Origin of the sequence: Flavobacterium arsenatis (assembly GCF_031456785.1) — a bacterium.
Taxonomy (GTDB): Bacteria; Bacteroidota; Bacteroidia; order Flavobacteriales; family Flavobacteriaceae; genus Flavobacterium; species Flavobacterium arsenatis.
In genome coordinates, this window is sequence record NZ_JAVDVI010000003.1 from 1 (window position 1) to 21,317 (window position 21,317).

The following is a 21,317-nucleotide window of genomic DNA, read 5'->3' on the forward strand; positions in this document are numbered from 1 at the left end:
CCGCCTGCGCAGATGGTACTGCAGTATTGTGGGAGAGTATGTCGTCGCCTTTCTTTTGAGAACCCTTCATGGAAACATGAAGGGTTTTTTGTTTTTTAGAGGTTGGGGATTTTACACTATTTTTGAAACATGAAAAATAAATTACAAATTTTGTTTATTGGGTTTGTTTGGCCTGAACCCAAGTCTTCTGCTGCTGGTTTGAGAATAGTGCAACTTATAGAACTATTTTTGGAACAAGGCCATAGAGTAACTTTTTCTTCGGTGGCGCTGGATAGCGATTATATGGCAGATCTTCTCTCAATTGGAGCTGATGTGCAAAGAATAGAACTTAATTCGGATACTTTTGATGTGTTCTTAAAAGAAATTAATCCTGAAATCGTTTTGTTTGATCGCTTTATGATTGAAGAGCAGTTTGGATGGAGAGTTGCTTTGAATTGCCCTGACGCTTTAAGGATTTTGGACACTGAAGATTTGCACAGTTTAAGAATTTCAAGGCAGAACGCTTTTAAGCAAAATAAGGTTTTTGAACTTGATGACTTGCTTAAAGAAGATATTGCAAAAAGAGAAATTGCTAGTGTTTTAAGATGTGATATTACATTGGTCATTTCAGAATTTGAGCAAGATATTTTAAAATCTTTTTTTAAAATTGATGATAGCTTGCTATTTTATTTGCCAATTTTTGTAAACTCAAATGATGATGAAGTCAATAATTGGAAAGTTTTCGAAGAAAGAAAAGATTTTATGTTTATTGGTAATTTTCTACACGAGCCCAATTGGAATACAGTCCAATATCTAAAAGAAGAAATTTGGCCCTTAATTAGAGAAATGATGCCTGAAGCAAGTCTAGAGATTTACGGAGCTTATCCATCCCAAAAAATTTTTCGATTACATAGTGATAAAGAAGGTTTTCTAATTAAGGGTAGAGCAAAAGATGCTTCAGAAGTTTTTAAAACAGCTAGAATATTTCTTGCACCAATTCGTTTTGGTGCTGGTATTAAAGGAAAATTATTAGAAGCTATGCAATTTGGAACTCCTAGTATTACAACTTCAATTGGGGCAGAAAGTATGAATGGTAATCTGGATTGGAATGGTTATATTACGGATGACGCCAATACTTTTGCTGAAAAAGCTGTTGCTCTATATAATGACAAGCAATTATGGGAAAAAGCTAGAAAAAACGGAATTGAAATTATAATAAATCGATATAAGAGAGAATTATTTGTAAATGATTTTATAGAACATATTGTAAAAGTTAGAGAGGGGTTGTTTAATCACAGAAAGCAAAATTTTCTGGGAGCCTTATTGCAACACCACACGTTAAGAAGCACAGAATACATGTCAAGATGGATACAGGAAAAGAATAAAGTAAATTGATTTGGATTTTTGTTAAATACTTTTTGTCTTTCTTTTCAAAGGAATATTAGTCGTATATTTGAGATAGTTTTTAAGTTAAACTATGTATTATTTTTAAAAATGATATTTAAGAATAGTATGATCTCATATCACAATCATGCTAAAAAGAATAATTTTACTTTTATTTTTTCTTGTAACTTCCATAGGCTATTCCCAATTGGCTGATTTTAATTTCGATGTTGTTTCAACAGCTGAAACTTGTGCAGGAAACGGCACTGTTCAAATGACAGTTTCCAATACAACCCCAGGATCGGAGTTAATTTATCAGCTCTATTTGGCACCTGATTTTTCAAATTCGGTTGCAGAAACAACCTCGGACACATTTGGAAGTTTGCAATCTGGAAACTATAGAATTATTGCAACTCAAACTTTAAACGGATCATCAAGTTCTCAACAAGAAGATATTGTAATAGATGATTTAGTTGTTGATTTGGATTTTGATGTTTCTTATGAAACGTTTACTCAATGTGATGTAACTGGAACTCTATCCGTTAACATCACAAGCGGGAATCCTTCTGCCTATGAAATAATTTCAGGACCTGTAATTGTACCATTACAATCTTCGAATGAGTTCCCAGGATTGCCATCTGGCACCTATATCATACGGGTTTTTGATGAATGTGAGGATGCATTGTCAAAGACATTTACTATGCATTTGGCAGCGAATAGTCTAGGGATTACTCCTGGAACGCTACCAGTTGTTTATGATTCATGTACTAGTGTGCAAGTGAGTACCGTAATAACGTCAACACCCGGAACACAAATTATTTATCCTTTGTCAATAGTATATGCAATTGATCCTCCTGATGGTTCGCCAAATCAGATATTTACTGAGAATATAACCTCAGGACCCTCGGATGTTCTACAATTGCTTCACCCATTTCCTTTATTTGGAAATCAGGCCTACGAGCTTATCATTTTTATAACGGATAGTTGTGGAAAGCAATTTTCCTTAACAACAGCTATTAATCCAAATCCCTCTTTAAGACTTTTATCAAAAGATGCACCTTGTGCCACCTATTATTTAGGACTCTCGGTTATTGGATTTATGCCACCTTATACTGTAAATTTTGATGAAGCTCCAGAAGACTTTGATCCAGCCACTTACAACCCTCTTTACCCAGGTCCAATATATGAACCCAATATTAATTTTGGTAGCCAAGAAAATGTTGTTCCATTTGGAAATTATGTTGTGTCAATAGTAGATTTTTGTGGAAGAACAGAAAGCTTTTCACTTGAGATAAAAGAAAAAGAGCTAGATCCAGTTGTAACAAAAGCCAGCGGAAAATGTGGAGTCGAACTAGGTCTGATAAGTGTAGGAATACCCGATGACAGGAAAATTGTTTATGCTGTCATTACAATAGCACCACCCAGTTACACAGAGCCTTTACCTTCAGATATAACTTTTTTTGTTGGTGAAGATGGAATTCTCTTGGCCAATTTGCCAGTTGGAGATTATGAAATATTTTTAATTGATGATTGCGGTTATGAATATACCATTCAATCCGTTGTTCCAGAATTTGAAATTAAAGGCATAATAGCCGAAACACTGCCAAATTGTGATCCAGGGAGTGGTTCGGTGAAAATTTCAAGTGGAAATGGAAAACTTGAATCGGTAACCATAATCCAAGCACCATTGACTTATATGCAAACTTTGCCTCAGGACATCAGTTTTAATATTGATCCCGATTCAGGTAATTTGTTTATGAGCGATTTGCCTGCCGGAGCCTATACTTTTAAAGGAATAGACGAATGTGGTTTTGAATCGGAAACTATGTCAAATGTTATTGGCTACACCAGCACACCAAACGGATATTCACTATTTCGGAATTGTGGATCGTTTAATTTAGGCGTATTTGATTCCAATACAACGGTTACAAATCAGAAATATTGGTTTCAAAAATTTCACACAGGCACCAATACTTGGGGACATCCCTATACAGGAATAAGCTATGCCGAAGGAAGCTTGCCTAATACCTCCAATTCGATACCTTTGGCAAATTTTAGCATGGTGTACAATCTCTTCATTACAGGAGAATTCAGAATTATAAAAACATTCGAATCCTATAATAATGGAAACGAAAACAGCAATTGTTTAGAATTTTTTGCAACGTTCAATATCTCTGATAAATTGATTATTAACGGTGCCTATAGTCTTGATTGTACCGGTGGTTCAGCTCCGTCGGATATTGTTTTGGATGTTGTTGGTGTAGGGCCATTCTCTTACAGTATAACAACTCCTTTTGCATTTGATAATGGTAATAATAATGTTTTTACTAATTTGAACCCAGGTGTATATCGTTTTGAAGTAACAGATGCTTGTGGAAGTGAAAAAGGTATTACAGTCGAAGTCGGAAATCTTGTTCCTCTCGCAAGAGCGAACACACCCGAAAGTATGCTCGTTTGTCGAAATGATACCAATCAAGTTGGAGTATTTATACTCTCCAATCAAAACCCTCAAATATTGGGCAACCAAAACCCAAATGATTATAATGTGACCTATCATCTCAACCAACAAGATGCAAATTCTGGCAATGCTCCCCTGGACGAAGCCTATACTAACATTTCAAACCCGCAAACTATTTATGCAAGGGTCACGCACAAAGTGTTGGATGTTTGCTATGCCACAACATCCTTTCCGATATTTATTGGAAATAATCCCATTCTAACACCAACAGTTCCGGTTTTTGTTTGTGAAGGAAATACACGGACACTTTCTGCAGATCCAGGTTTTGATGCATATCAATGGACAACCGGCGAAACAACTCCATCTATTGTCGTTACGCAACCAGGAATTTATGGTGTTACCGTAAAAAATGTATATCAAGATTTTACCTGCGATAATTCAAAGGAATTTATTGTTACAGGTTCTGGAATCGCAAGTTTTGTGAGCATAAGTACTCTAGATTGGACATCTTCGAGCAATACCATTACGGTGTTGGTTTCTGGAAGTGGCGATTATCTCTATTCTTTGGACGACATAAATTATCAGGTAGAAAATACTTTTACGCAGTTGCTGCCCGGAAATTATATAGTTTATGTAAAAGACATACACGGTTGCGGAACTATATACGATACATTTTCCTTACTCAATTATCCAAATTTCTTTACACCAAATGGCGACGGATATAATGATACATGGAACATCAAGTTTGCTTCTTTGGAACCCAATATGACTATTGATATCTTCGACCGATATGGAAAATTTATTATTAAATTAAAAGGAGACGGTCCAGGTTGGGACGGAACTTATAACGGAAAATTACTTCCATCAACCGATTATTGGTTTGTGGTGACAAGGGAAAACGGCACCATTCACAAAGGGCATTTTGCAATGAAAAGATAATCAGTAATATTTTTTGTAAAATTTATAAGCCTGATAAAAAGCCATTCCAACAAAAAACAGCGGAATGATATGCGAAAGCAAATATTTTGAAAGCAGGTTAGTACCTTCTGTAACCTTATTCAAAATCATAACCACGGTAAAAATTCCAGAAAAACTACCAATCAAAGTCCCAGCTAAATAAACAAGATTCAGTTTTTTTCCTAATCTTATGTATTTCGCATTCACGACATATACGTTCCATCCCAGCCAAAACGGAATCTGCATAAAATTCAAACAACTGAAAATAATGCCAATCAAATAGCCAGAATATTGGAGGTATTCTGAAAGCTGACTTTCGCTCGACTCTTCCGATTTAGATTGTGAATAAAAAATATAGGCCAGAATCAACATAAAAATAATTGAAAACAAGTCGATAAATTTCATCAGCTTTTTACTTCTCGAAAGTTTATCGGCAAATAATAAAGTACAATAAATCACAATCGCCTCGATGGTAATGACACCCAAAAGATAGAGCAGGAGGTTGTTCATTCCTGTTTTAGAATATACTTCAAAGCCTATAATATTGAGATAGCCCAACGGAATGGAGCCAATAAAACTCACCAAGAAACCAACAAATATGTTTTTTAAAGCTTTCATCGTTTAGAAATTTACGATTTTTTTGCTTTGCTCCAAATGCATGCGGTATTCTTTCATCCCAGCTTTGTGTTCCAAATAAGGAAATCCTCTTTTATGATTTTCAACACTTATTTCAAACATATAGGTGATGTGTCGAAACAATTCCTTCCAGGCAAAAAAGATGGAATGTTTCGGGTCATAAATGTGAGTAGGCTCGCTTCCGGCTCCGTTTAATTCTACAATAGAGAAATTTTCGCCACGTTCCAATTCTTCCAAGGAATTATACATCAAATCAATTCTTCCAAAATAAAAACCATCAATTTGCAGACAGATTTTATTTAATGTCGCATTCAATTCTGGGGTAACCCAATCAGTTCCATCAATAAATTTCGCTCCTCTAGCGTGATTGCCATACGGAACCAGATTTATCTTTTCGCCTTGAGCGAGAATGGTTGAAAGTTTTTTGCCATATTCTTTTTTCAAGACTTTCAACTGCAATTCATACCGCGGATTTTCTTTGATTAATTCTTCAATTGTAGAAAATCCATTTCCAGTAACAATCAAAAATTCCTTGGCTACAATTCCAGTAATTCGGCCTTCTTTTTCTCCCGATGTGTCGGGAGGATAACGAACATAAAAAACGCCAATTTCATTCGGATAGGGAATCAAATCCTGGACAAGATAATCGAAACCAGCTTTTTCAGTGTAAGATTTCAATTCATCCAAAGTATCAATTTTTTTCACAGCCGAACCCCTCAATCCAATATCAGGTTTTGCAATCAACGGAAATTTAATTCCACTTTCGTGGATGACATCCAGAACTTTTTCATAAGAAGCACCTTCTTTGATTAGTTCCGTTTTCGGATAAAACTCCTGCGGAATCAAATCATAAATTTCCTTTTTGGATTCCATCATAAAACCACCATTTTTAATAGTAGGATTACAGGCATTGAAAAAGAAAATCGACCTCGCTCTCAAAGCATAAAAAGCCCAAAGAAAATACACAGGAATATACACCACCAAAAACGGCCAGTATTCCCAATGTGTCAGTTTATGAAAGAATAATTTCAAGAGGATTTGGGATTTTAGATTTAGGATTTTTGGATTTATTGCCCATTAATTTGGTCTGAAACGTTCAAAAGATTGCCAATATTTATCTTTATAAATTACATAGCTGATGTCCAATGTACCGATATGTTTTTTTATTAAATCTGCCAGTATTTTGGATGGCTTTCTATAATCTTTGCAGGCAAAATAAATATTCCTTTCGCTATTTGCTGTTTCTCTTCCCACATTTAAGTAACCTTCGGAGTCTTTCAGGTCAAGCATTAGTTCATCTTCAAAAGCATTTAATCTTTGATAGGTGTCATTGTCGGGCATTCCATTGTTGTTTTTGCCATCGTAGTTTATTTCAATTTTCAAAATCCACGGATGTGAAGCTTTACTGTCCCATTCTAAAAGAGTAGTGTTGATAATAGCTACCAAAGGAAGTCCGTTATGGAGTTCTGCCTCCAAACTGGCATAACTATCATTTTCGGTATTATAGCGTGTTCCTTTATATCTTTCAACAAATTCCTTCTCTCTCCAAATGAGATAGTCCTTTAATTTTGCAATGTGAATTAATTCATTTTGGATTTCTTCTTTTGAAGTGATAGCTAAGTTGTCAATAGTAGTTAAAAAATTGAGCTCTCCAAGATAATTGTCAAGAAAAATATAAACACCATTGGTAATGGTCGCGTTATCTTCTTCTTTATAACCATCATATACAATGGTAATATCAACTTCATCAGGATAATTTTTATGCTCGACAGGAAAAAAAGATAAATTTTCGCTATTAAAACTATAATCAGACATTTCAATTGCAATGTTATCTATGTTTTGTGCGGGTTGTTTTAATGCGGTAAACTTCCAGTTCGGAATAATGGGTGCTGAGGCTACAAGTTCTTCAACAAAAACAACATTTTTTAAGGCTCCATCTGGAGTAAAGATTAATTCAACGGTTTGGTCATCATACATTCCTGTAAGATAGAAAAAGCCTTCTTGCAGTTCTTCAAGCTTTGGTGAAAGTTGTTTAAAAAAACCAGCTTCAATATTTCGACCTGTTTTTACAATGTTAAAAAAATCCTGCTCCTTTGATTTGAACCAATCCCAAAAATCTTCATAGGTACTGATTTGTTCTTTGTGTTTTTTGCCGAATAAATTGTTTAAAAATCCCATTTATGTAATGTATGTTTTAAAGTTGGTTTTTGTTTATAGCTTTGTAATCTCTAATTCATAACTCTTCCCATCAATCAAATCATAATGATTCATCAAAATTTCTTGATTTTGAAGAACAGTTTGGGTAATCGTCAAGGTCTTCAAAGTATCATTTCTATTGATAATCAAGCCATTTTCAGCATTCGAATTTTCGGTGTAACGATGAAAATGAAACATTTCTTCTTCTGAAACTTTTTGGTTATTTTCCATAAAACGGAAAAACCATTCCGCCCGTTGTTCCCTTATTTCCTTCGGATATAGAGTAGACGACGACCAGATGTGATTTTTAGAAGCATCCAAATCAACTCGTTTTTTCGCAATTCCGTTCCAACGTAATTGATGCAATTTCAAATCTTGGTATAAAACCAAAGTAAAAGGTTCCACACCATCCAAATCGATCGCATCCCAATGCAAAATGGGTGAATCATTGCTTATGAGTTCCAACACAATCAACCCACGGCTTCTGCTGTATGGTGGTTGGTGTTTGTGTTTTTCATCGGCACCATTCAACAACACCAATACAGTTCCGTTTTCGGCAACGGCAAACCAAGTGCCACCTGCTTTGGGATCTTTTGGGAAAGTGATTTTTTTGTTGTTGATGAGATAGGTTTCAGGCGGTAAAGCCGTTCTCAAAACCGCTTCGTCACGGTTGGAAGTAATAACTATTTTGTCGTTTGCAGGAACGAAACTTACTGTACACATTTAGTTCTGTATTCTATGGTGGAACGTGCAACGCCAAAGTTGGCATCAATCTGGATGTTTTCGCATTGCAAAATCGCAACTTTAATCAAAGCCTGATGATGAATGCAATGCTCCAGATTATAAAGTAATTCTCTGTGGTAGTTGCTGTCGATTCTAATTTCCTCGCCGTCAATAATCTGTTGCAACTCGATTTTTTTGTTTTCCTTGTCCAAATTATTCTGGATGTCAACAATGCTTTTTATGGCAAATTCTGTACTGGTCTGGATCACAATATTACGTTTTCTTTTATCGTAATTGACCAATCCATCCTCATAAAAATTTTCCAGACATTGGAACATTTCAATGATGTGGCGGGTGTGCTCTCCAATAGTGGCGTCGCTCAAGTGAGAACACTTTTGGGTATATTGGCTGTCTGATAATTGATCGAGTAATTCAACCAATTCGTTCAAACTGTTATGGATCGATGGGATCAGCATTTTTTATTTTTACGTACGTAAATTTAGAGAATAAAGTTTCTCTAAAAACATCGTTTAAAAAATAAATTATTATAAATAAAAACACTAATTCCTTGCCGTTTTAAAATAAAAAAGGCCTGAATTTCTTCAAGCCTTCCGCTGTTTTTATGTCAATCTACGAAACCAATCCTCTTGAAATTACAATTCTTTGAATCTCCGAAGTTCCTTCATAAATCTGTGTAATTTTAGAATCACGCATCATTCGTTCTACATGGTATTCGGCAACATAGCCGTTTCCACCGTGAATCTGTACGGCTTCATTCGCTACTTCCAGAGCAATTTCAGAAGCATATAATTTAGCCATCGCTCCAGAATGTGCAATATCCTTGCCTTCATCTTTTTCGCATGCCGCTTTCATCACCAATAACTTCGCAGCCGTAACCTTCACATACATATCGGCCAATTTAAAAGCAATCGCTTGATGGCTGAAAATTTCTCTACCAAAAGCTTTCCTGTCGTGCGAATATTTTAAGGCAATTTCATAAGCTCCAGTTGCAATTCCCAAAGCTTGAGAAGCAATCCCGATTCTTCCACCGTTCAAAACGTTCATCGCAAAAGCAAAACCAAATCCATCTTCGCCAATTCTATTTTCTTTCGGAATTTTCACATCGGTAAACATCAAGGAATGTGTGTCAGAACCTCTGATTCCCATTTTCTTTTCCTTCGGACCAATCTCAAAACCAGCCCAACCTTTTTCAACAATGAAAGCATTGATTCCTTTGTGTTTTTTCTCCACATCGGTTTGTGCAATCACCAAATAGGTTGATGCAGTTGCTCCATTCGTAATCCAGTTTTTCGTACCGTTCAATAAATAATGGTCACCTTTGTCAATAGCAGTCGTCTTTTGCGAAGTCGCATCGCTACCAGCTTCCGGCTCGCTTAAACAAAACGCACCAATCACTTCTCCTTTTGCCAACGGCACCAGATATTTCATCTTTTGTTCCTCGTTGCAGTATTTTTCCATTCCTGCACAAACCAAGGAATTGTTCACCGACATGATCACGGCTGCCGAAGCATCCACTTTTGCAATTTCCGTCATCGCCAAAACATATGAAACGCTGTCCAATCCAGAACCGCCATATTTTGGGTCCACCATCATCCCTAAAAATCCTAATTCGCCCATCATTTTGACCTGCTCCGTAGGAAATTTCGAATGTTCATCTCTCTCAATTACACCCGGCAAAAGTTCTGCTTGTGCAAAATCCCTGGCGGCTTGTTGAATCATTAATTGCTCTTCGGTTAGATTGAAATCCATATAAATACTATAATTTTGATAATTAATTTTTTTGTTAGAAGCGAATGGCTTGGTCTTAAAAAGGATTTCCACTACCATCAGGGCTATAAAACAATCTGATTTGTACTTTTGTAAAAGTCTGTAAAAAACGATTTCCACAAAAAGTTTTTCAAATACAAATTCAGATGTGCCAAAAGTATAATAATTTGTTCTAATTTCAAACGATTTCGTAATTTTCGCAAATGATAAAAAATGTTTACAATACAATAGGAGTAATGTCGGGAACTTCCCTCGACGGTGTCGATTTGGCTCATATCCAGTTTTCCATTGTCCAAAACAAGTGGCAATTCAAGATTCTGGAATGCGAAACAATTCCCTATTCACAAAATTGGGTCGATACACTCAAGACTGCCACCAACTTCTCGCAAGACCAGCTTGAAAAACTAAACGCCGATTATACCTTATTATTAGGAAGCATAATTTCAGATTTCATTACCAAACATAAAATCGAAAACCTTGATGCCGTTTGTTCCCACGGTCATACGATATTGCATCAACCACAAAACGGTTTTACGTTGCAAATTGGCAATCTTCCCGAAATTGCTACAATTGTCAACCAAAAAGTAGTTTGTGATTTCCGTCTTCAGGATGTAAAATTGGGTGGACAAGGAGCTCCTTTGGTACCAATTGGTGACCGAATTTTATTTTTAGAATATGATTATTGCCTGAATCTTGGTGGTTTTTCCAATGTTTCTTTCGAAGAGAACAGGACCCGAATTGCTTTCGATATCTCTCCGGTAAACACCGTTTTGAATTTCTATGCAAATCAATTAGGTTTTGATTATGATGATGAAGGAAAAATTTCCAAGTCGGGAAATCTGAATTCTGATTTATACAATCAACTGAATGCACTCGATTTTTATCAAAAAAAATATCCAAAATCATTGGGTTTCGAATTTGTAAAAGAAACAATTCTCCCGTTAATCGAAATTTTTGAAATTCCGATAGAAGACAAGATGCACACGTTTACCGAACATATTGCCTTTCAAATTGGTTTGGCACTCAAGGTAAAAGAAGGAAAGTTGTTTATCACTGGTGGAGGAGCCTACAATAAATTCCTCATCAACCGAATCCAATTTCATTTACCCGAAATGCAAATCATCATTCCCGAAAGTAAGATTTTGGAGTTTAAGGAAGCTTTGATTTTTGCTTTGTTAGGTGTTTTAAAATTAAGGAATGAAATTAATGTTTTGAGTAGTGTGACTGGGGCTAAGTGTGATCATTCGAGTGGAATAATATTTTAAAATGTAGAAAATATGAATTGGAAAGTACTAAAAACCGAAGAAGATTATAATAAAGCGTCACTCAGATTGATGGAAATTTTCCATGCCAAACCTAATTCACCAGAAAGTAAGGAATTAGAGCTGTTGATGGTTTTGGTAAAAGAGTATGATGACAAGTGTTTCTAAAATAAATGTAGAACTCGAAAAAAAAAGTTCCGTAGGAATGACCCGTTTATAGAAAAGACCAAACCGCAAGAGAGAAAGCTCCATAGGAAGAAGAAGCCATAACATTTTATGTGAAACCTCTATTTCTTAGAGAAGAAGCTAGAACATATAATGTGAAAATTACTTCAAATTTTGAATGGTCTGTGTTCATTCCAAAAAATCACAAAAAATACCAAATTCTCATCAACCTATTTTTTATATTTGCAAAAACTAAACATATCGCAACATAATGAAAGATTTATTACATAAATTTGAAAATAAAGAGCCAGAAATAGTATTCAATTGGAAAGATGCCGAAACCGAAGCCGAAGGGTGGACAGTCATCAACTCACTTAGAGGCGGTGCTGCAGGTGGAGGGACCAGAATGAGAAAAGGTTTGGATATGAACGAAGTGCTTTCGCTTGCCAAAACAATGGAAGTAAAGTTCTCAGTTTCAGGTCCTGCAATCGGTGGAGCAAAATCTGGAATCAACTTCGATCCGAACGATCCTCGTAAAAAAGGAGTGTTGCAACGTTGGTACAAAGCCGTTTCTCCCTTATTGAAAAGCTATTATGGTACAGGTGGCGATTTGAATGTTGACGAAATCCACGAAGTAATTCCAATGACCGAGGAATGTGGTGTTTGGCATCCACAAGAAGGCGTTTTCAACGGACATTTCAAACCAACCGAAGCTGATAAAATCAACCGCATCGGACAATTGCGTCAAGGTGTGGTGAAGGTGATTGAAAATCCATCATTCTCTCCTGATGTTGCTAAAAAATATACTGTTGCCGATATGATCACAGGATATGGTGTGGCTCAAGCCGTTCGTCATTTCTATGATATTTATGGGGGTTCTGTTAAAGGAAAAAAAGCAATCGTTCAAGGATTCGGAAACGTAGGTTCTGCCGCCGCTTTCTACCTTGCCGATATGGGTGCGAAAGTTGTGGGAATCATCGACCGTGATGGTGGTCTGATTAAGGAAGAAGGTTTTTCTTTCGAAGAAATCAGAACTTTATTCCTAAACAAAGACGGAAACAAACTGGTTGCCGAAAACATGATTCCATTTGAAGAAATCAACTCGAAAATTTGGACCATCGGTGCTGAAATTTTCACGCCTTGTGCAGCTTCAAGATTGGTTACCCAAGACCAAGTAGATAGCATGATTGCTTCAGGATTAGAAGTGATTTCGTGTGGAGCAAACGTGCCTTTCGCAGACAAAGCCATCTTCTTCGGACCAATCATGGAAAACATCGACAGCAAAGTCAGCCTTATTCCAGATTTTATATCAAACTGCGGAATGGCCCGTGTTTTTGCCTATTTCATGGAGAAAAAAGTGCAAATGACGGATGAATCTATCTTCAACGATACTTCTGATATCATCAGAAATGCAATTGTCAAAGCACATGCCATCAACAATTCTAAAACGAATATCAGTGCAACAGCTTTCGAAATTGCTTTGAAACAATTGGTTTAAGATCATATTTTCTTTATATAAATTAAAATTCCTTTATTTGATAAAGGAATTTTTGTTTTAAGTCAAATTAAGGATATATTTACGCAACAATTTTTAAATCATTTTAGCGTTACATTTATAAATAAAAAACAATTATGAGTTTACTACTTCAGGCCGATACATTAAGCCAGGCGGCAACACAAATAGCGGAAGATGTTGCATCAGATAAAGAAATTACATTAATGAGCATCATTTTTAGTGGAGGTCCTGTTGGAACCACCATTATGACGGTTATTTTCATCATGATGTTTTTTGCCATTTATTTATATTTTGAACGTTTAATGGCCATTAAGGCGGCTTCTAAAATGGATCAGACATTTATGACCCAAATCAAGATGTATCTGCAACAAGGAAAACTGGAAAATGCCCGAATGCTTTGTGTTTCAACAAATTCGCCAGTAGCACGACTTATCGAGAAAGGACTTTCCCGTATCGGAAAACCGCTGAATGACATTAATATTGCGATTGAAAACGCTGGTAAATTAGAGGTTTATAAATTGGAGAAAAACGTAAGCTTGTTGGCTACGATTTCTGGAGCAGGACCAATGACAGGTTTCCTTGGAACGGTTGTTGGGATGGTAATGGCGTTCCACGAAATGGCGGCAAGTGCCTCCAATAAAATAGAAATGAGTGTTTTGGCCGAAGGTATCTATACCGCGATGATGACAACTGTTGTCGGGCTAGTTGTTGGAATTATTGCATATGTTGGTTACAACCACTTGGTGAGTATCACTGATAAAGTAGTCAACATGATGGAAGTGAGTGTGGTAGATTTCCTAGATGTATTAAACGATCCAGTATAATTATGAATTTACGAGGAAGAAATAGAATTAATGCCGAATTCAATATGTCGTCTATGACGGATATTGTTTTCTTGTTGCTGATTTTCTTTATGATAGCAGTGACAACCATGACCACGACAAACGCTTTGGATTTAGTGTTGCCAAACTCTGACGGAAAAGCCGATGAAGTAGAAACGGTTGCCGTTAGTGTAGATGAAAAATTGAATTATTATATAGACAAGCAGCAATATCCAGAAGAAGAATTGGAAAATGCATTGAAAACTTTGTTGGCTGATCAAAAAGAACCAAACGTGGTGTTGAATGTTGCCAAAGGTGTTCCGATTGAAAATGCTGTAAAAGTAATGGATATTGCCTATCGAAATAAGTTTAAAATTGTATTGGCTGTAGCGCCAAAATAAATATGGTACTATTAGAAACAAAATATCAAAAACGTTCCTTCGGAATCACCACAGCTATTTTTGTGTTGCTTTTCATTTGGTTTTTTTTATATGTTATGAAAGATGACCCAAATATTCCGGCAGTTTTTGAAGGTGGTGAGATTGCCATCAATTTCGGAACTTCGGATGTTGGTCAAGGCGATGTGCAACCAATGGAACCCATTAAAACATCTCCACAACCGGCAGCTACTGAAACGGCAAAATCGGCGGCACAAAATATTACGACACAAACCAATACAGCAGCTCCGGTAATCAAATCATCGGAAACCAATACTGCAAAAACAGGAACCGAGGTCAAGCCAAAAGCTGCCGAATCTCCAAAACCAAATAAGGCAAGTACCGATGCACTTTCTAGTTTGCTTAACGGGCCAAAATCTGATGGAGTAGAAGGAGGACATGGCAACGACGGTGTTCCAGGCGACAAAGGCGATCGGAATGGCGACAAATATTCCAATAACTTCTACGGAAACGGAAAAGGTGGAGGAGGCTGGGGATTGAACGGAAGAAAATTAAGCAGTAGCGGAAAAGAAGTACAAAAATGTGACGAATCGGGAACTGTTGTGGTGCAAATAACGGTAAACAGAAGCGGAAATGTTATTGCTGCAAAATATACACAAGGAACAACCAACACCAGTAAGTGTTTAGTAGAACCAGCTATTGCAACTGCAAAAAAATACAAATGGCAACCAGATCCGGATGCTCCTGAAACCCAAATAGGATTTATCGTGGTCAACTTTAAATTAGGAGAATAATTAGCTTCGATGAACTATCAGGAAACTTTAGATTGGATGTTTGCCCAATTGCCAATGTACCAACAGCAAGGTGCATCGGCTTATAAAAAGGACCTCACCAACACAATTTTACTGGCGGATTATCTTAAAAATCCGGAGCGAAACATCAAAACCATTCACGTTGCCGGAACAAATGGAAAGGGATCTACTTCGCATTTGTTGGCTTCGGTTTTGCAGGAAGCAGGTTATAAAGTTGGTTTATACACTTCTCCACATTTAAAAGATTTCAGGGAACGAATCAAAATCGACGGAGAAGATATTTCACAGGAATTTGTATGTGATTTTATTGCCGAAAACAAATCCTTCTTTGAAGCCAATCAGTTGAGTTTTTTTGAAATGACGGTTGGACTGGCTTTCGATTATTTCAGCAAACAAAACATCGACATTGCCATTATTGAAGTTGGAATGGGGGGAAGGCTTGACTCTACCAACATCATCACGCCTTCGGTTTCTGTTATTACAAATATCGGACTTGACCATATTCAGTTCTTAGGAAATACGTTAGAATTGATTGCCTACGAAAAAGCAGGAATTATCAAACCAAATGTTCCCGTTGTAATTGGGGAATATGTCAAGGAAACCAAAAGCGTTTTTTCGGCGAAAGCCAGCGAATTAAGTTCAAAATTATATTTTGCCTCCGATTTGATTGAGGAAACTCATCCTTCAGTTTTAATTGGCGATTATCAGAGGCACAACAAAAAAACAGTTTTGCAGACGATAAAAGTGTTGCAAGATCAAAAGGAGTTCAAAATTTCTGAAGAAAATATAAAGAATGGTTTTTTGAATGTAGTTTTGAATACTGGAATTCAAGGACGATGGCAACAAATTCATACCGAACCAAAAGTAATCTGCGATACGGCTCACAACAAGCATGGATTGGAAATTGTGCTTCATCAGGTTCAAAATGAAAATTTCGATGAGCTACATTTTGTTTTAGGCGTTGTAAACGACAAGGATTTGGAAGAAATATTGCCTCTGTTTCCAAAAAATGCCCGCTATTATTTCTCAAGACCCAATATTCCTCGCGGAATGGATGCTGTAAGTTTACAAGCAAAAGCAAAAGAATTTGATTTGATAGGAAAAGTATATCCTTCAATTCCAGAAGCTTATCGGCAGGCTTTAAAAACGGCATCGAAAGCTGATTTTATCTATGTTGGCGGAAGTACGTTTGTAGTTGCAGAAATTTTGTAATTTTTTAAAGTTTTGTTTGCAAATCAATAAAAGAGGCTTATATTTGCACACGCAATAAGGGAAACCAAGTTGCAGAAATAGGGCGATTAGCTCAGCTGGTTCAGAGCACCTCGTTTACACCGAGGGGGTCGGGGGTTCGAACCCCTCATCGCCCACAAAACTTCAACAGAAATGTTGGAGTTTTTTTTTTGGAATAAATTTAAGTTTTAAATGGGATCAAGTCCAAAATCTGTGGCTTTGAAAAATTAAGAAACCAAGTCCGGGGTATGTTCCTCGTGTGTTAACAAATAATCTCCACAACATTACCCCATAACCTTTTCGAAACATACACCAAAAACCATTTAAACATTCCTTATTATTTAGATAAAACACCTCTAACAAGTAGTGTTGAATTTTGTGGCAAATTAATCTAAACTTAAAACAATGTTTAAAAACTACAAAATCAAAGGTTTTTTATTCCTATTGATGGTAGTGATGCAAACCAGTTCTTGGGGACAATCACTAGTTCATTACTGGAATTTCAACGACAACGCTACAGTTGAAACACTAACAACACCTTCGCAAACTTTTGTGACAGGTGCTGGAATTACTGCAATTGCAGGTGGAATCAGTGCTATTGATGCGGCTGGAGGTACAGGTCAAAATTTTAATGTTGACAATCTTAATGCTAGAAACAATGATGTTTCAGGAACGCATTTGCGTTTTAACGATCCAATTGGAGGTCAACTGCAGTTTGACTTGCCAACTACGGGTTTTGAGAATGTTATCGTAAAGTTTGCTACTCGCCGTTCAGGTTCTGGAGCTGGTGAACAACTTTGGTCATATAGTATTGATGGGACAACTTATGTTCCTTTTTCTACCATTCTCCCAATAAGCGGAAATCCAGTTTTGGAAACTTTAGATTTTTCAAATGTTACAGGAGCTAACAACAATCCAAACTTTAAATTGAGAGTTGCTTTCCAACAAGGAACAGAAGGTGGAACTGTTGGAAACAATCGTTTTGATAATTTTACATTGGAAGGAAATGTAGTTTCAGTTCCAGTTTTGATTCATTATTGGAATTTTAATAACAATTCATCAGTTGCAACTATTACAACACCTTCGGAAACATTTGTTACAGGTGCTGGAATTACTGCAATTGCAGGTGGAATCAGTGCTATAGATGCTGCCGGTGGAACAGGTCAAGGATTTGATGTAGATAATCTAAACGCTAGAAACGGAGCTGTTGCCGGAACTCACTTGCGTTTCAATGATCCAATTGGAGGTCAGTTGCAATTTGACTTGCCAACAACAGGTTTTGAGAATATAATTGTGAAATTTGCCACTCGTCGATCAGGTTCTGGAGCTGGTGAGCAACTTTGGTCTTATAGTATTGACGGGACAACTTATGTTCCATTCACTACAATTCTCCCAATAAGCGGAAATCCAGTTTTGGAAACTTTAGATTTTTCTAATATTATAGGAGCTAACAACAATCCAAACTTTAAATTGAGAGTTGCTTTCCAACAAGGAACCGAAGGCGGAGCTGTTGGTAACAACCGTTTTGATAATTTTTCTGTTGATGGAACTTCAATTGGTGGAGGAGATTCAATTGCTCCAGTTGTAACATTTGCTCCAGCAAATAATGCTACAAACATTGCCATAACTGCTAATCCTACTGTTTCATTTAATGAAAACGTACGTTTGGCAAATGATGAGGCAATAACTAATACAAATGCTGCTGCCTTAGTAGAATTGCGTTTGAACGATGCTACTGGTGCTTTAGTACCTTTCACAACTACATTCGAAAACAATGCAATCACTATAATCCCAACAGTTGCTTTAATGAATAATCAACAATATTATGTGACGTTGTTGCCGAATACTGTTGAAGATTTTAGTAATAATGCCGTAACGGTTTCAGCTTCTACTACGTTTACAACTATTGCGGTTCAAACGCAATTTCAAGCTGGAGATTTAGTTTTTGTTGGTTATAGAATGAATGCTACTGCTACCGAAGATGAGGTTGCTTTGTTGACTATGGTCGATATCGAGCCAGGAACTTTTATCAATTTAACGGATTCAAAATACACTACAAACGCTCAACCACAATGTGCAAACGGAATTGTATGGACTCTAGGAGCTAACGAATGTGTTCCTGCAGGATCTGTAATCACGATTCAAACATCGGCATTGATTGCCAACAAAGGAACGGTTACAGGTTCTGGTTTCGGATTAAGTTCTGGAGGTGATCAGGTAATTGTATATACAGGAACAGCTGCTGCTCCAAATTATATTACGGCTTTAAGTTCTAACGGATGGGTTGAGGCTAACACAACTTGTAGCGGAAGTATCTCAATGATTCCTGCTGGTTTAACCGATGGTTCAACGGCTTTAAATACAAGCACAGCTTCTGGAAATGTTGCTGGAAACGCTGTTAACGCTTTCTATAACGGAACACAATCTGGAACACCAGAAACATTGAAAACAGCTATTTTGAACCCTGCGAATTGGGTAGCTGTTGATGGCGGTACTCCCGCTCAAATTTGGCCAACTTGGAATTTCCCAAGTACGATTCAAGTTTTGAATGCAGTTGTAATCAACAACACTACAATTGAGGTAACATTCAATCAAAATGTAAATGCAGTTTCGGCTGAAACATTGGCGAACTATACAGGTATTGCTAATTTAACTTCGGCTGTAGTTGCAGATAACAAGGTTACTTTGACTTACGGAAGTCCATTTATGCCTGCAACAAATTATACTTTAGTTGTAGATAATGTTCAAAACGTGAACAATGCTCCAATGTCTTGTCCGTTTACGTTCGCATTCGGTTTCAATACAAGCGTGAGTCTTGCTTCGAATTTTGTAAAAGTAAATGAGAATGCAGGCACTTTGAGCTTCATCATCAATTTAGACAGTCCCGCTGTTGCTTCTGTAGATTTAGTAGTTAAAGGAGCTCCATTTAGTACGGCTGACGCCAATGACTTTACCTTGACAACTCAAACATTGAATTTCACAGGAGCAAGTTCGTTGACACAAACCATAACTATTCCAATTATTGATGACAATTTAGTAGAACAACAAGCAGAATATTTCGTATTGAGTTTAGAAAATCCTGTTGGCTTGACCATAAATGGAGATTCTTTTGCAACGGTTTATATTATAGATAATGATAATGTAGCCCCAGTTCCTTCTCAACAAATCGAGTTGAACTACATCGGAAGTTTTGATCCATCTGGAAACAATTCCAGTACTTGCGAAATCGTAGCTCACGATCCAATCAGCCAACGTTTGTTTGCTACAAGTGCTATCGCCAATTTCTTGGATATTATCGACTTTAGCAATCCAACTGAACCAACTTTGATTACATCAATTAGCATGAATCCTTATGGTGGTCTGACTAGTGTAGCCGTGAAAAACGGAATTGTAGCTGTTGCTTCGCCAAATGCTGATGAGGCTCTTGATGGTTCGGTAGTGTTTTTTGATACAAATGGTGTATTCCAAAAACAAGTAACCGTTGGTGCCTTGCCAGATATGATCACTTTTACTCCAGACGGAACTAAAGTTTTAACTGCAAATGAAGGACAACCAAACGCCAATTACTCTATCGATCCAGAAGGTTCAGTTAGTGTGATCGATATTTCAGGCGGAATTCCAGCATTAACACAGGCTAACGTGACGACAATGTTGTTCACACAATTCAACTCGCAAGAAGCTGCCTTGATTGCTTCGGGTGTTAGAAAATTAAAATTGACCAGCACATTATCTCAAGATTTTGAACCAGAATACATTACTTTTAGTTCTGATAGCCAAACAGCTTGGGTTTCTTTGCAGGAAAATAATGCCATTGCCGAAATCAATTTGAGCAACAACACTTACACAAGTGTTTGGGCTTTGGGAACAAAAGATATGAGCTTGCCAGGAAATGGTTTTGATGCTTCAGATAATAATAACGAAATATTAATTGCAAACTGGCCAGTGAAGGCATTCTATCTTCCAGATGCAATGTCAAGCTATACCGTTGGTGGTGTTACTTATTTGGTTACAGCCAATGAAGGTGACGAAAAAGAATACAGCGGTTTTGAAGAAAGAACAACTGTTGGTGCAGCTTCTTACCAGTTGGATGAAACAAATTTTCCAAATGCGGCAATGTTGAAACAATCGCATAACTTGGGTCGTTTTAGAGTTAGTAATTTAAACGGAAACTTGGATGGAGATGCTCAATTTGAAGAAATCAACTGTGTAGGATCACGTTCGTTCTCTATTTTCAATACGGCAACTAAAGAAATTGTTTACGACAGTGGAGATGATTTTGAACGCTATACTGCCGCCAATTATCCAACTATCTTTAATGCCGATCACGAAAGCAATACTGCAAAAGTGAGAAGCCGTGCAAAAGGTCCAGAACCAGAAGGTGTAACGGTTGCTACAATTGCCGATCAAACTTTTGCTTTTATTGGTTTGGAACGAATTGGAGGTGTGATGGTGTATAATATTACAGATCCAAACAATCCAACTTTCGTTGATTACAAAAACACAAGAACTACTTCTGCTTATGGAGGAGACAACGGTGCCGAAGGAGTGATTTACATCGAACCGACTGATAGTCCAACATCAACAGGTTATATTTTGGTTTCAAACGAAATCAGCGGAACCATTACAATTTTTGAAGTAGATGCAACAACGCTTTCTACTCCAGATCACGTTAACACTGATCCAAAAACGTTTGTAGTTTTCCCGAATCCATCGGATAGAGGAATGGTTTACTTTAACAGAACTGCTGATATACAGTTGTTTGATAACACAGGAAAATTGATTCTTGAAGCTAAAAATGCTCAAACCATCGATACTTCAAAACTGTCAACAGGTCTTTATTTTGTAAAAACATCCGAAGGACTTGTTAGCAAAATTATCATAAAATAAATAGTTTGCTTTTTCGAAAAGACCCTCTTCATTGAGGGTCTTTTTGTTTATAATAACCATAAAAAAAAATAGCTCCACTATCGCTAGCGGAGCTTTTTCACAAAAA

The 21,317-nt window shown here is 36.9% G+C and carries 16 protein-coding genes and 1 tRNA gene; 11 read left to right on the top strand and 6 right to left on the bottom strand.

Annotation, left to right across the window (positions count from 1 at the left end; genetic code table 11):
- Positions 1-129 precede the first annotated feature (129 nt).
- Entirely contained in the window at positions 130-1,374 is a 1,245-nt protein-coding gene (locus J2X31_RS04120; RefSeq protein WP_310024695.1) for a glycosyltransferase family 4 protein, read from the top strand.
- A gap of 136 nt (positions 1,375-1,510) precedes the next feature.
- A complete protein-coding gene (locus J2X31_RS04125; protein ID WP_310024696.1) occupies positions 1,511-4,759 on the top strand; it encodes a T9SS type B sorting domain-containing protein in 3,249 nt (1,082 codons plus the stop codon).
- Here J2X31_RS04125 and J2X31_RS04130 read toward each other — a convergent pair whose 3' ends face one another.
- The 6 genes from J2X31_RS04130 to J2X31_RS04155 form a co-directional block, all read right to left on the bottom strand.
- Positions 4,760-5,395 (bottom strand): hypothetical protein, encoded by a 636-nt coding sequence (locus J2X31_RS04130; RefSeq protein WP_310024698.1) that lies wholly within the window; start codon positions 5,393-5,395, stop codon positions 4,760-4,762.
- Between the two features lie 3 nt (positions 5,396-5,398).
- The gene (locus J2X31_RS04135; protein ID WP_310024701.1) at positions 5,399-6,445 is read right to left on the bottom strand and encodes an ATP-grasp domain-containing protein; all 1,047 of its coding nucleotides are present in this window, start codon (positions 6,443-6,445) and stop codon (positions 5,399-5,401) included.
- Between the two features lie 45 nt (positions 6,446-6,490).
- Positions 6,491-7,591 carry a DUF695 domain-containing protein gene (locus J2X31_RS04140; protein ID WP_310024703.1) on the bottom strand — a complete coding sequence of 367 codons (1,101 nt, stop codon included), beginning with the start codon at positions 7,589-7,591 and terminating at the stop codon, positions 6,491-6,493.
- A 33-nt stretch (positions 7,592-7,624) separates the two neighbouring features.
- Entirely contained in the window at positions 7,625-8,332 is a 708-nt protein-coding gene (locus J2X31_RS04145) for an NRDE family protein (RefSeq protein WP_310024705.1), read from the bottom strand.
- Positions 8,320-8,808 carry a DinB family protein gene (locus J2X31_RS04150; RefSeq protein ID WP_310024708.1) on the bottom strand — a complete coding sequence of 163 codons (489 nt, stop codon included), beginning with the start codon at positions 8,806-8,808 and terminating at the stop codon, positions 8,320-8,322. Before J2X31_RS04150 ends, J2X31_RS04145 begins: the two co-directional genes overlap by 13 nt.
- A gap of 154 nt (positions 8,809-8,962) precedes the next feature.
- Positions 8,963-10,102 (bottom strand): acyl-CoA dehydrogenase family protein, encoded by a 1,140-nt coding sequence (locus tag J2X31_RS04155; protein WP_310024710.1) that lies wholly within the window; start codon positions 10,100-10,102, stop codon positions 8,963-8,965.
- 221 nt (positions 10,103-10,323) lie between these two features.
- Here J2X31_RS04155 and J2X31_RS04160 point away from each other — a divergent pair, with 221 nt between their 5' ends.
- The 9 genes from J2X31_RS04160 to J2X31_RS04200 all read left to right on the top strand — a co-directional run bounded on the left by J2X31_RS04160 (position 10,324) and on the right by J2X31_RS04200 (position 21,211).
- Complete coding sequence (locus J2X31_RS04160) at positions 10,324-11,385, top strand: anhydro-N-acetylmuramic acid kinase (RefSeq protein WP_310024713.1); 1,062 nt, start codon at positions 10,324-10,326, stop codon at positions 11,383-11,385.
- Between the two features lie 12 nt (positions 11,386-11,397).
- Positions 11,398-11,550, top strand: coding sequence for a hypothetical protein (locus J2X31_RS04165; RefSeq protein WP_310024715.1), 153 nt, complete (start codon positions 11,398-11,400; stop codon positions 11,548-11,550).
- Between the two features lie 268 nt (positions 11,551-11,818).
- On the top strand, positions 11,819-13,045 hold the full coding sequence (locus J2X31_RS04170; protein ID WP_310024716.1) for a Glu/Leu/Phe/Val dehydrogenase dimerization domain-containing protein: 1,227 nt from the start codon (positions 11,819-11,821) through the stop codon (positions 13,043-13,045).
- Positions 13,046-13,179: 134 nt separating this feature from the next.
- Entirely contained in the window at positions 13,180-13,887 is a 708-nt protein-coding gene (locus tag J2X31_RS04175) for a MotA/TolQ/ExbB proton channel family protein (protein ID WP_310024718.1), read from the top strand.
- A 2-nt stretch (positions 13,888-13,889) separates the two neighbouring features.
- A complete protein-coding gene (locus J2X31_RS04180) occupies positions 13,890-14,285 on the top strand; it encodes an ExbD/TolR family protein (RefSeq protein ID WP_310024720.1) in 396 nt (131 codons plus the stop codon).
- 2 nt (positions 14,286-14,287) lie between these two features.
- Complete coding sequence (locus tag J2X31_RS04185; protein WP_310024722.1) at positions 14,288-15,076, top strand: energy transducer TonB; 789 nt, start codon at positions 14,288-14,290, stop codon at positions 15,074-15,076.
- Between the two features lie 9 nt (positions 15,077-15,085).
- A complete protein-coding gene (locus tag J2X31_RS04190; RefSeq protein WP_310024723.1) occupies positions 15,086-16,306 on the top strand; it encodes a bifunctional folylpolyglutamate synthase/dihydrofolate synthase in 1,221 nt (406 codons plus the stop codon).
- 80 nt (positions 16,307-16,386) lie between these two features.
- Positions 16,387-16,461 (top strand) — tRNA-Val (locus tag J2X31_RS04195).
- A 268-nt stretch (positions 16,462-16,729) separates the two neighbouring features.
- Entirely contained in the window at positions 16,730-21,211 is a 4,482-nt protein-coding gene (locus J2X31_RS04200; RefSeq protein WP_310024724.1) for a choice-of-anchor I family protein, read from the top strand.
- Positions 21,212-21,317: the final 106 nt, after the last annotated feature.

Coding starts and splice junctions, on each gene's coding strand:
- J2X31_RS04120 (WP_310024695.1), top strand. CDS start 130: ATGAAAAATAAATTACAAATTTTGTTTATTGGGTTTGTTTGGCCTGAA.
- J2X31_RS04125 (WP_310024696.1), top strand. CDS start 1,511: ATGCTAAAAAGAATAATTTTACTTTTATTTTTTCTTGTAACTTCCATA.
- J2X31_RS04130 (WP_310024698.1), bottom strand. CDS start 5,395: ATGAAAGCTTTAAAAAACATATTTGTTGGTTTCTTGGTGAGTTTTATT.
- J2X31_RS04140 (WP_310024703.1), bottom strand. CDS start 7,591: ATGGGATTTTTAAACAATTTATTCGGCAAAAAACACAAAGAACAAATC.
- J2X31_RS04145 (WP_310024705.1), bottom strand. CDS start 8,332: ATGTGTACAGTAAGTTTCGTTCCTGCAAACGACAAAATAGTTATTACT.
- J2X31_RS04150 (WP_310024708.1), bottom strand. CDS start 8,808: ATGCTGATCCCATCGATCCATAACAGTTTGAACGAATTGGTTGAATTA.
- J2X31_RS04155 (WP_310024710.1), bottom strand. CDS start 10,102: ATGGATTTCAATCTAACCGAAGAGCAATTAATGATTCAACAAGCCGCC.
- J2X31_RS04160 (WP_310024713.1), top strand. CDS start 10,324: ATGATAAAAAATGTTTACAATACAATAGGAGTAATGTCGGGAACTTCC.
- J2X31_RS04165 (WP_310024715.1), top strand. CDS start 11,398: ATGAATTGGAAAGTACTAAAAACCGAAGAAGATTATAATAAAGCGTCA.
- J2X31_RS04170 (WP_310024716.1), top strand. CDS start 11,819: ATGAAAGATTTATTACATAAATTTGAAAATAAAGAGCCAGAAATAGTA.
- J2X31_RS04175 (WP_310024718.1), top strand. CDS start 13,180: ATGAGTTTACTACTTCAGGCCGATACATTAAGCCAGGCGGCAACACAA.
- J2X31_RS04180 (WP_310024720.1), top strand. CDS start 13,890: ATGAATTTACGAGGAAGAAATAGAATTAATGCCGAATTCAATATGTCG.
- J2X31_RS04185 (WP_310024722.1), top strand. CDS start 14,288: ATGGTACTATTAGAAACAAAATATCAAAAACGTTCCTTCGGAATCACC.
- J2X31_RS04190 (WP_310024723.1), top strand. CDS start 15,086: ATGAACTATCAGGAAACTTTAGATTGGATGTTTGCCCAATTGCCAATG.
- J2X31_RS04200 (WP_310024724.1), top strand. CDS start 16,730: ATGTTTAAAAACTACAAAATCAAAGGTTTTTTATTCCTATTGATGGTA.